A 9271-nucleotide genomic window follows, 5' to 3' on the forward strand; every position below is an offset into this window, starting at 1 on the left:
CGCCTGGTAAGCAGAGTTTTTGAAATGTAAGGCCTTTGAATAAGACAAAAGGCTGCCTCATCGCTAACTTTGCAACAGTGCCGGGATTACGTGAAGCATCCACATAAAGCAACTAACCATGATCGCAATAGCACAACCAATTGGAATCCATGTGCTCAACCACGTCTGGATTGATGTAGCGGTTGATTCACCAGTATCGGTGCCAGCGGCCAGCGCAATTTGCGGCAGGGCAATGGACAAAACGCCCATAACTACCGCAGGGCCATACTTCTTAAACAACGTGGTCATACTTTCTCCTTACTCACTATCTTCTGTTGATTGCAGATTTAACCGGCATTCTTCAACGCCACACTTATCTTTCAAAAACTCTGCCAGTAGCCTTAAATCAGCCCAGGTTCGTAGTTCATGCTCTTTGTTAACCCGAATGGAACATGCGATCTGGCCCAACTGTTCATCGTCTATCTGAAAAACGGGATACCACGTCTTTAATGAAACCCGTTTTATCGTTACCTCCTTCACTTTTCCTGTTTCAAATAGCTCCAGGATCTGTGATTGCAATACAAGGTACAAACGTTCCATCCATAACCTCACTCCCCCTTCGCTGTTTCCTGTTTGGTTAAAAAGGCATCCGTATTATTTCGGCTGAAGGCATCGCCATCACCCGAACCAAAAACATCTTGTTCACCGTCATACTGCGTGGCCGTACTTTTTGCCTGCTGAGGCTCAGTCGCGGTGCTGTCCTCACTGGTCTGGCCATCAGGTAGCAGCGTAGGGATTTTCAAATCAGTTGATTGACGCGCCACGTTGATAACTTTCGTGACATACCCGTTAGAAATCCCGTTTATGAGTGAGCCGGTGTTGTAGCAGGAAAGCGCGTGTCTCAGCGCAACCTGCCCGGCTGGATAGGATTTCAGGGCGCTATCATAACAGGCTTTAAGGATGGTCTGGCTCGCCCGCAGGTTGATGCAGGGCTTGAAAATATCGTCAACCGAAAGACCCAGGCCCACTAAATTATTTGAGTTAATTTGTGCAAGGCCCATATCAAAACTTTTATTATCCTTCAGCAGAACTTTCGAAACGCTGACGGCCTCAGCTTCAGTACGTGGTTGCTGTTTTAACTGGGTACTACCACCGTTAATATTGATCCTGTACGGCCCATTTGAGGACTCATGGCCGACGATGTACGCCATTGTTAAGGGTGAAACATCAGGCGCACATCTCTGCGCAAGCCTGGCAACTTCATCTGAGGCAGGCGCAGCACTGGCACGGCCAGCACAAGCAAGGCAGGCCAGAGCGAGAACCAGAAGTTTTGGATGTTTACTCATTTACGTTTCACCGCGTAATTGTAATTTCGACGACTTATGTTTATGATAAGGGCTAATGAGATCGTGTCAAGAAGAAACGAAAAGAAAACCTCTGAAGGAAGGAAGGTAATGCTGGTTCCCCTGAAATCAGAAAAACGCCCCAAAGGTGAACCCATGTATCGTGACCCGGATAACCCTTTTAATACGTGGACTGGTATAGGGAAGCGCCCGGCCTGGCTAACTGCAAAATTGGACGCTGGCATTAGCCTGGAAGCCATGAAAATGCAGGGCGTTGCCAACCCCAGAGAACATAGACAAGTAAAATACCGCGACCCCAGGAACGCAGAAAATACCTGGTCCGGGACTGGCCGCCGACCAACATGGCTCAAAGAGCTGCTTGATAGTGGTTTATCACTTGATGATCTAAAGATATAACCGGAGAGTATAAAAATGGGCGATGTTATTGATTTTGCGGAAAAGCAAAAAGGCAGAAGGAAGAAAAAGGCATTTTCCATTCCGCCCATTTTAAGAAAATTCCGAGTCCATGCTATCAGGTTACTCGCCAGCATCATCAAATCCGGCTCTTATTCAGTTGCTTATATCGTTAAGAAAATTACAGGAAAGTTAATCAAGTTGTTCGCAATGTTAACGATTTTCGTTTTTATTGTCGAATATATCGCAGGCGATATAGGTTACAAATCTATTTATAACTCTGCGTTATTATTAATATTACTTACCGTTATCAACATTCTGGCGGGTGTATATCTGAACAAACTGTTAAGGACAAAACAATGAAGAAACTCTTAATCCCTCTGATAGCAGCTGGTAGTCTGCTTTATCTTCCTGCCAGCCATGCTGAAGATCCCTGCAAAGTTATTATGTGCATGGCGGGCAAGCTCACCGGCGATAGCGGCGGAAGCGAGTGTAACAGTGCTGAAGCTGCTTTCTTCAATATCGTTAAAAAGAACAAGCACGGCTTTTTACCCAACCACACGAGGGATGCCAGGAAGGCTTTTCTTAATGAATGCCCGGATAATGGCGAAGGTGGAAGTAACCAGTCGATGATAAGCCAGATCATAAGTAAATACGGGAAAGTTCGCTTATAGGCGGGCTAGGAATAATCTCAATTTAAGGAGCCAACGTGAAAAAAATTATATTAAGTGCATTAGCCTGTACAGCTCTCTTAACTGGTTGCGTCAGCCAAGATAAAGGTAATGCGATGCAGAGCCAGATGAATAACCAGCAACGCCAGATTAACGAATTATCCGTTCGTTTGCAGTCTGCGGAGTCCCGGCTATCAAAGCAGGAAGAAAAGCTGCGCAACGAACTGCTGCAATCCAGCGGCTATTGCTATCTGAATGGCGCCCGCTACTCGACCGGCACCGTACTTTACGGGCGGATTTGCCAAAATCAGTCAGGCAGCGCTTCGTGGCAGGTTTACAGCCGTCGCTAAACACCAGGGCGGTTTAACCGCCCTTTTCTTTACCCACAGAAAGCACACTATCACCATGTTCCCCTTCCCCACTACAGAAAACCTTATTCTATGGGCTTGCAGCGCCATCGCACTGTTTGCCGTTGTATTCTTCCGGCGTTCAGTACGCAACCGACGACACAAAAGGAAGCAGCAAAGTGCGCGGCGGGTGCTGGAGCGCATAAAGACGTTGCCGGGCTTCCCACAAAAAATTAACTACCTGAGGAAAATTGATCCTTTTGTGTTTGAAGAACTGTTGCTGGAAGGATTTGAAGCGCATGGCTTCAGAACCATCAGAAACAAACGCTATACCGGCGATGGAGGCATTGACGGCCAGGTAATAATAGGAAAATATCGCTATCTTATTCAGGCTAAACGCTATCGCGGCCATATTGCTTTACAGCACGTACAGGAGTTCGAGAAGTTGCTTAAACGTCATAACTGTCGCGGTCTGTTTTGCCATACCGGGAAAACCGGCGCAGGTTCAAAATCTGTCAGTATTGCCAGTGAACGGATGGAGATTATCAGCGGCCAGCGCCTGATAGATTTGCTCACGCCCGGCAGCTCCTTCACTATCGCAACCGCCCCGCAGACGATGATGAAGCGTACCGCAGCAACACTAGAAACGAGCACCATTGTTAAAGATGCCGGTAAAGAAAATCGATACCATGAGAGTTAATTAAATGAAGTCAGTAACTATAGAAGCAAAAACATTTGCTGAAATGTTAGGAATAACAGAAGGTGAATTAATCTTTGCCATTAAGAAAACTGGCACATTCAAAAACAAGACCATCCCACAACCTCATGAGCCACATAAATCAAATAATAGATTTTTATATTCAGACGTAATGAGGTTTATAGAATCACTAAAAGACAAAGAGAACCGGTAATGACTCCAACTTACTGATAGTGTTTTATGTTCAGATAATGCCCGATGACCTTGTCATGCAGCTCCACCGATTTTGAGAACGACAGTGACTTCCGTCCCAGCCTTGCCAGATGTTGTCTCAGATTCAGGTTATGTCGCTCAATGCGCTGAGTGTAACGCTTGCTGATAACGTGCAGCTTTCCCTTCAGGCGGGATTCATACAGCGGCCAGCCATCCGTCATCCATACCACGACCTCAAAGGCCGACAGCAGGCCCAGAAGACGCTCCAGCGTGGCCAACGTGCGTTACCTAACAATAAACCTGTTTAAATATCCAGATAAAAACATTCAATCTGGGTCAAATGAGTGATACAGTTTCACCCATAAGACCCAATGGAGGCAATATGTCTGAATTTGAATTACTGGCGCAGGATCTGCTTGAGAAAGCAGAAGCGGAAGAACAACTGCGACAGGAAAATGATAAAAAGCTGCTCGGGCAGGTGCTGGAAATCTATGACCAGAAGTACGTGGCTGAACTGCTTAGAAAAGTTGGTAAAAATGAGTGGAGTCGCGAGACTCTTAATCGCTGGATTAATGGTAAGTGCTCACCTAAGACGCTGACGTTAGCCGAAGAGGAACTTCTACGAAAAATGCTTCCGGAAGCGCCTGCACATCACCCTGACTATGCCTTCCGGTTTATTGACCTGTTTGCTGGGATTGGAGGTATACGGAAGGGCTTCGAAACCATCGGTGGCCAGTGCGTTTTTACCAGTGAATGGAATAAAGAGGCTGTGCGCACATATAAAGCTAACTGGTTTAACGATGCTCAGGAACACACTTTCAATCTCGATATTCGGGAAGTCACGCTCAGTGATAAACCTGAAGTACCTGAAAACGATGCCTATGCTTACATTAATGAGCATGTGCCGGATCATGATGTACTTCTAGCAGGTTTCCCCTGTCAACCGTTCAGCCTTGCGGGCGTAAGCAAGAAAAACTCGCTCGGGCGCGCGCATGGTTTCGAATGTGAGGCTCAGGGAACGCTTTTCTTCGATGTGGCGCGTATTATACGCGCAAAAAAACCTGCCATCTTTGTTCTTGAAAACGTTAAAAACCTGAAGAGCCATGACAAGGGTAAAACCTTTAAAGTCATCATGGATACCCTCGACGAACTGGGCTATGAAGTTGCGGATGCAGCTGAGATGGGCAAAAACGATCCTAAAGTTATCGACGGAAAGCACTTTTTACCTCAGCACCGAGAACGTATCGTTTTGGTCGGTTTCCGTCGTGATCTGAACATTCACCAGGGCTTTACCCTGCGCGATATTAGTCGTTTTTATCCGGAACAGCGTCCGTCATTTGGCGAACTGCTGGAACCCGTGGTTGACAGCAAATATATACTGACGCCGAAACTCTGGGAGTATCTCTATAACTACGCCAAAAAGCACGCAGCTAAGGGTAACGGATTCGGTTTTGGCCTCGTTAATCCTGAAAATAAAGAAAGCATTGCCCGTACGCTTTCTGCTCGCTATCACAAAGACGGGTCTGAAATTCTGATAGACCGTGGCTGGGATATGGCCACAGGTGAAACAGACTTCGCGAACGAAGAAAATCAGGCGCATCGGCCCCGCAGGCTGACTCCACGAGAGTGCGCGCGCCTTATGGGTTTTGAAAAAGTAGATGGCAGGCCTTTTCGCATTCCTGTGTCAGACACTCAGTCGTACAGGCAGTTCGGTAACTCCGTAGTGGTGCCCGTGTTTGAAGCCGTAGCCAAACTGCTTGAACCTTATATCCTGAAAGCGGTTAATGCCGATTCGTGCAAGGTTGAACGAATCTGATCGCTCCTCCCGGTATTTATGCCGGGAGATAATCTATGGAATATCTGCGTAAAGCCCTGTCAGCTCAGCAATAAACGCACCTAGCGTCATTAGCTCAGCTCTCACCGCCTCCGGGTATTTTTTGTGCAGCGATGATGGCACGACCAATCTGACACCCGACTCCCGCATCTCCCGATATTGAGCCAGAGAAACTCCCTCTTGGAGTGTAAACAGATGCACCTGATGAATTTTATCGGCCTCATTCAGTATCTGACGCCAGCGATCCTTACAGGTAGTCTTGACTGCCAGCATGCGCAGATTTTCTACGGGAAACTCAGTATCGTGGTAAGCCCCTGCGGAAGGGAAAAGGAAATCGGGTTTTTTATTACCTTCTGTGATGGCCTGCGTCGCAAAGTGTCGCAGGCCGTGCTCAATGAATAGATGCTCCAGGTGCAGTTCCAGAGACTTCCCGGCTCTGGATTTACGGCGATTGCTGACAGAATTGGCCAGCGCAATAAATTCATCCACAGAGCCAAATCCTTTCCGGATGATATCCAGAACATGCAGTTCCTCAACCAATAGAAATATGTCGTACTCCACGCGCCGGCGGTCAAGAAGTTGCTCATCCGGATCAAGGGAATTTTTCACATAATGGCTGGCTGCATACTGAATAATTTCACTTCCCGACGGAAAGCGCAGGTGCCAGTCTTCAGGTAGAATATATTTATGATTTACTGGCGCTTGCTGTAGAGATAGTCCGCCTAGAATCTGTCCTGCGGGGCCGGATATAAGCGCTCCGGGTATAACTTCACCAATAGCGGTCTCAATGACGTCCTCTTCATCAGTGCTGGCGCATACCCAAATATTTACTTCCTTACAGTCCCCCCCTTGCTCATCAAGCTTGAAAGCCAGGAGCGTCAGAGCCCCTGTATTTTCAGGATCCTGAAGTGGGCTGCCTCTACCCCAGCGGGTAATCCTTTTTTCATTCCGGGTTTTACCAAAATGACGGCTGTTATAATAAATTGCCCTGGCTTCGCTGTCAGGGCAATCATGCGATGACACATGTGCGGTGAGAAAAACCGAAGGGTTCAGTTCACGGGTATGGTTGATAGACGGAAAGAGTTTTTCAACGATACCTGAAGGGATATAAAGCCCTACCTGGTGACCACCTGTTGCGCCGGTATCGTTGGCGGAAAGGCGTTTGATGTAGACGAAGTAATTCTCACATGCGATCTCAAGTAGCCAGTTGTGGAAAACCGACATAAGCATCCCCTGTTACCCTGAAACTCTACTCACCATTTTTTCATGATTATATACAAACAGTGTCATTTTCAGAAGACGACTGCACCAGTTGATTGGGCGTAATGGCTGTTGTGCAGCCAGCTCCTGACAGTTCAATATCAGAAGTGATCTGCACCAATCTCGACTATGCTCAATACTCGTGTGCACCAAAGCGAGGTGAGCATGGCGACGGAGGCTCTGTTGCAAAGATTGGCGGCAGTCAGAGGTAGGCTGTCGCTCTGCGCCGATCAGGCGGCTGCTGCGAAATGGTGGTTGAGCATGCCCATGGCCTCCGTCAGCGCCGAGGGCCCAATGCCAAAAGCTCTCTCCACAAGGCGCACCTCGCCCCTGATGCCGGGCTGCAGGCACCAGGGGCGAGCCTGTCCTTTGCGCAGGGCTCGCATGACTTCGAATCCCTTGATCGTGGCATAGGCCGTGGGGATCGATTTGAAACCGCGCACCGGCTTGATCAGTATCTTGAGCTTTCCGTGATCGGCCTCGATCACGTTATTGAGATACTTCACCTGCCGGTGGGCCGTCTCCCGGTCCAGCTTTCCTTCGCGCTTCAATTCGGTGATCGCTGCACCATAGGGGTCGTTTGCGGGAGAGGGCGAAATCCTACGCTAAGGCTTTGGCCAACGATATTCTCCGGTAAGATTGATGTGTTCCCAGGGGATAGGAGAAGTCGCTTGATATCTAGTATGACGTCTGTCGCACCTGCTTGATCGCGGCCGCGATAGCTAGATCGCGTTGCTCCTCTTCTCCATCCGCGTTCCAAGCTGCGGAAAGGCACCCATAAGCGTACGCCTGGTCGAGCAGGCGACGCGGATCGACGTCCAGCGCACGAGAGAATGCGTCCGCCATCTGTGCAATGCGTCTAGGATCGAGACAAAGGTCGTCTCTGTCAGCCGGATCGTAGAACATATTGGCGGCGCCAAAGCCCACTTCACCGACCAGACCGACGGGATCTATCACCAGCCAGCCGCGACTGGAGAACATGATGTTTTCATGATGCAGATCGCCATGTAGCCCACGCAGTTCCGAGGCATTGCTCATCATTTGATCGGCTATAATCGCCGCGTGGACGTAGTCAGTTTGACAACCTGCGTTTTGATCATCGCGCGCCCGCTGAAACAAAGCTGCAAAGCGATCCCGGATCGGGAGAAGGGCAGAAGGCAGGGGTTCCTCAGATGCGGCATACAGCTTCGCCATTAGTTCCGCTGCAATTTCGGTCGCCTGGTAGTCGCCGTGCTCGGCAACGATGTGAGAGAGCATTCGCTCCCCGGCATATTCGAGCAACATCAGATTGTTCTCACGACCGAGCAACCGGACTGCTCCCCTCCCATTGCGCCATACCAGATAGTCGGCCCCGCGCAGTTCATCAGCAATGTCTTCTATAGGTTTCAATCCCTTGACGATTGCAGGAGTCCCGTCTGGCAATGAAACTTTCCAAACGAGGCTGGAAAAGGTGTCCGCAATGAGAACAGGTTGCGAAACGTGCCAATGAGCAGGAAAAACAGGCGGCATGAACATCAACCCCAAGTCAGAGGGTCCAATCGCAGATAGAAGGCAAGGCGTTCGCGGTCGGGGGCTTCGATCCCCAATACATTGAATAGGACAGCGAAGGCGCGCTCTGCTTCATCTGGCGCTGCCCAGTTCTCTTCGGCGTTAGCAATCATGAGTGCCAAATCGGCATAGCGATCTGCTGTTCCGAGCCGCCCAAGGTCGATCAGACCCGTGCATTGAAGAGTTTTAGGGTCCACCATGAAGTTCGGCATGCAGGGATCACCATGGCAAACAACCATATCGGTGCGCTCTTGGTCGAGCCGCACCGGTAGCTCTCGTTCGACACGAGCCAAAAGATCGAGCTGCGGCGTACTCTTGTCCTCGTCCGGTAAGAAGTCGGGATTGACGGCATTGCGGGACACCACATCAACGGCGCGTCCGAACATTCGCGACAGCCTGCGCTCAAACGGACATTGATCAACCGATAGGCTGTGAACAGCGCCAAGTTGCTGCCCCATTGACGGCCACGCTTTGAGCAAATCCGCTCCAGACAGATCAGCCGCCGGTACTCCCGGAATTGCCGTTATCACCAAGCATGCACCCTCCTGTTCCTCCTGCCAGTTGATCACCTCGGGGCAAGCCACACCTCGACCTTTGAGCCAAATGAGGCGGTCACGCTCTCCAGCGAGCTCACCGCGGCGGGAAGCAGGTGCGATTTTCGCGAAGGCATGCCCGTCACCACGTCGAAAAACAAAATCACCAGATTCTCCGCCTCTGACAGGCAACCAGTCAGAATGCGATTCACCAAAAAAAATATTAGTTCGATTCAATGGAGGTTCCTTCAGTTTTCTGATGAAGCGCGGAGGTGGCTCAACCTGCGAAAAGAAACGAGTTGCTACGTAAGTCCGAGAACATGCTTTCCATGGTCTCTGAGCTCGCCTTGATGCCCGAGGCATAGACTGTACAAAAAAACAGTCATAACAAGCCATGAAAACCGCCACTGCGCCGTTACCACCGCTGCGTTC

General features: G+C 49.5%; 13 protein-coding genes and 2 pseudogenes. 7 read left to right on the plus strand and 8 right to left on the minus strand.

Annotation, left to right across the window (positions count from 1 at the left end):
* Positions 1-63: 63 nt before the first annotated feature.
* From ACOT1A_RS24060 to ACOT1A_RS24070, 3 genes are read right to left on the minus strand one after another with little or no spacing between them, the layout of a single operon-like run.
* A complete protein-coding gene (locus ACOT1A_RS24060) occupies positions 64-288 on the minus strand; it encodes a conjugal transfer protein TraM (RefSeq protein WP_148839772.1) in 225 nt (74 codons plus the stop codon).
* A gap of 9 nt (positions 289-297) precedes the next feature.
* Positions 298-579 carry a transcriptional repressor KorA gene (gene korA / locus ACOT1A_RS24065; RefSeq protein ID WP_016338364.1) on the minus strand — a complete coding sequence of 94 codons (282 nt, stop codon included), beginning with the start codon at positions 577-579 and terminating at the stop codon, positions 298-300.
* A gap of 8 nt (positions 580-587) precedes the next feature.
* The gene (locus tag ACOT1A_RS24070; RefSeq protein WP_013279384.1) at positions 588-1325 is read right to left on the minus strand and encodes a lytic transglycosylase domain-containing protein; all 738 of its coding nucleotides are present in this window, start codon (positions 1323-1325) and stop codon (positions 588-590) included.
* A gap of 108 nt (positions 1326-1433) precedes the next feature.
* Here ACOT1A_RS24070 and ACOT1A_RS24075 point away from each other — a divergent pair, with 108 nt between their 5' ends.
* The 6 genes from ACOT1A_RS24075 to ACOT1A_RS24100 all read left to right on the plus strand — a co-directional run bounded on the left by ACOT1A_RS24075 (position 1434) and on the right by ACOT1A_RS24100 (position 3665).
* Positions 1434-1739: an H-NS family nucleoid-associated regulatory protein gene (locus tag ACOT1A_RS24075; protein ID WP_012561154.1), complete on the plus strand. Its 306-nt coding sequence runs from the start codon at positions 1434-1436 to the stop codon at positions 1737-1739.
* Positions 1740-1754: 15 nt separating this feature from the next.
* On the plus strand, positions 1755-2099 hold the full coding sequence (locus tag ACOT1A_RS24080; RefSeq protein WP_012561155.1) for a hypothetical protein: 345 nt from the start codon (positions 1755-1757) through the stop codon (positions 2097-2099).
* Positions 2096-2410: a TrbM/KikA/MpfK family conjugal transfer protein gene (locus ACOT1A_RS24085; RefSeq protein WP_016338363.1), complete on the plus strand. Its 315-nt coding sequence runs from the start codon at positions 2096-2098 to the stop codon at positions 2408-2410. The genes ACOT1A_RS24080 and ACOT1A_RS24085 overlap by 4 nt, the downstream gene beginning before the upstream one ends.
* Positions 2411-2523: 113 nt before the next feature.
* A complete protein-coding gene (locus ACOT1A_RS24090) occupies positions 2524-2757 on the plus strand; it encodes a hypothetical protein (RefSeq protein ID WP_012561157.1) in 234 nt (77 codons plus the stop codon).
* Between the two features lie 55 nt (positions 2758-2812).
* On the plus strand, positions 2813-3454 hold the full coding sequence (locus ACOT1A_RS24095; RefSeq protein WP_012561158.1) for a restriction endonuclease: 642 nt from the start codon (positions 2813-2815) through the stop codon (positions 3452-3454).
* Positions 3455-3458: 4 nt separating this feature from the next.
* Positions 3459-3665, plus strand: coding sequence for a hypothetical protein (locus ACOT1A_RS24100; protein ID WP_001749967.1), 207 nt, complete (start codon positions 3459-3461; stop codon positions 3663-3665).
* A 10-nt stretch (positions 3666-3675) separates the two neighbouring features.
* On the opposite strand, the pseudogene ACOT1A_RS24105 reads toward ACOT1A_RS24100, so the two are convergent.
* Positions 3676-3948: pseudogene (locus ACOT1A_RS24105) on the minus strand (IS1 family transposase); the annotation flags it as partial.
* Between the two features lie 98 nt (positions 3949-4046).
* Between ACOT1A_RS24105 and ACOT1A_RS24110 the strand changes: the two are divergent.
* A complete protein-coding gene (locus ACOT1A_RS24110; RefSeq protein ID WP_001288432.1) occupies positions 4047-5480 on the plus strand; it encodes a DNA cytosine methyltransferase in 1434 nt (477 codons plus the stop codon).
* Between the two features lie 33 nt (positions 5481-5513).
* On the opposite strand, the gene ACOT1A_RS24115 is transcribed toward ACOT1A_RS24110, so the two are convergent.
* From ACOT1A_RS24115 to aph(3'')-Ib, 4 genes and pseudogenes are all read right to left on the minus strand, one after another.
* On the minus strand, positions 5514-6722 hold the full coding sequence (locus tag ACOT1A_RS24115; RefSeq protein WP_001749969.1) for a type II site-specific deoxyribonuclease: 1209 nt from the start codon (positions 6720-6722) through the stop codon (positions 5514-5516).
* A 266-nt stretch (positions 6723-6988) separates the two neighbouring features.
* Positions 6989-7330: pseudogene (locus tag ACOT1A_RS24120) on the minus strand (IS6-like element IS6100 family transposase); the annotation flags it as partial.
* A gap of 106 nt (positions 7331-7436) precedes the next feature.
* Positions 7437-8273 carry an aminoglycoside O-phosphotransferase APH(6)-Id gene (locus ACOT1A_RS24125; protein WP_000480968.1) on the minus strand — a complete coding sequence of 279 codons (837 nt, stop codon included), beginning with the start codon at positions 8271-8273 and terminating at the stop codon, positions 7437-7439.
* Positions 8273-9076 (minus strand): aminoglycoside O-phosphotransferase APH(3'')-Ib, encoded by an 804-nt coding sequence (gene aph(3'')-Ib / locus ACOT1A_RS24130; protein ID WP_001082319.1) that lies wholly within the window; start codon positions 9074-9076, stop codon positions 8273-8275. Before aph(3'')-Ib ends, ACOT1A_RS24125 begins: the two co-directional genes overlap by 1 nt.
* Positions 9077-9271: the final 195 nt, after the last annotated feature.

It is taken from the genome of Enterobacter cloacae complex sp. SYL003 (genome assembly GCF_049236925.1).
In the GTDB taxonomy this organism is placed as follows: Bacteria; Pseudomonadota; Gammaproteobacteria; order Enterobacterales; family Enterobacteriaceae; genus Enterobacter; species Enterobacter intestinihominis.

What these genes read in the sequence shown, in the direction of transcription:
- ACOT1A_RS24125 (WP_000480968.1), bottom strand. Translation starts at nt 8,273, where the DNA reads ATGTTCATGCCGCCTGTTTTTCCTGCTCATTGGCACGTTTCGCAACCT.
- ACOT1A_RS24115 (WP_001749969.1), bottom strand. Translation starts at nt 6,722, where the DNA reads ATGTCGGTTTTCCACAACTGGCTACTTGAGATCGCATGTGAGAATTAC.
- ACOT1A_RS24070 (WP_013279384.1), bottom strand. Translation starts at nt 1,325, where the DNA reads ATGAGTAAACATCCAAAACTTCTGGTTCTCGCTCTGGCCTGCCTTGCT.
- ACOT1A_RS24090 (WP_012561157.1), top strand. Translation starts at nt 2,524, where the DNA reads ATGCAGAGCCAGATGAATAACCAGCAACGCCAGATTAACGAATTATCC.
- ACOT1A_RS24100 (WP_001749967.1), top strand. Translation starts at nt 3,459, where the DNA reads ATGAAGTCAGTAACTATAGAAGCAAAAACATTTGCTGAAATGTTAGGA.
- ACOT1A_RS24095 (WP_012561158.1), top strand. Translation starts at nt 2,813, where the DNA reads ATGTTCCCCTTCCCCACTACAGAAAACCTTATTCTATGGGCTTGCAGC.
- ACOT1A_RS24080 (WP_012561155.1), top strand. Translation starts at nt 1,755, where the DNA reads ATGGGCGATGTTATTGATTTTGCGGAAAAGCAAAAAGGCAGAAGGAAG.
- ACOT1A_RS24060 (WP_148839772.1), bottom strand. Translation starts at nt 288, where the DNA reads ATGACCACGTTGTTTAAGAAGTATGGCCCTGCGGTAGTTATGGGCGTT.
- korA (WP_016338364.1), bottom strand. Translation starts at nt 579, where the DNA reads ATGGAACGTTTGTACCTTGTATTGCAATCACAGATCCTGGAGCTATTT.
- ACOT1A_RS24110 (WP_001288432.1), top strand. Translation starts at nt 4,047, where the DNA reads ATGTCTGAATTTGAATTACTGGCGCAGGATCTGCTTGAGAAAGCAGAA.
- ACOT1A_RS24075 (WP_012561154.1), top strand. Translation starts at nt 1,434, where the DNA reads ATGCTGGTTCCCCTGAAATCAGAAAAACGCCCCAAAGGTGAACCCATG.
- ACOT1A_RS24085 (WP_016338363.1), top strand. Translation starts at nt 2,096, where the DNA reads ATGAAGAAACTCTTAATCCCTCTGATAGCAGCTGGTAGTCTGCTTTAT.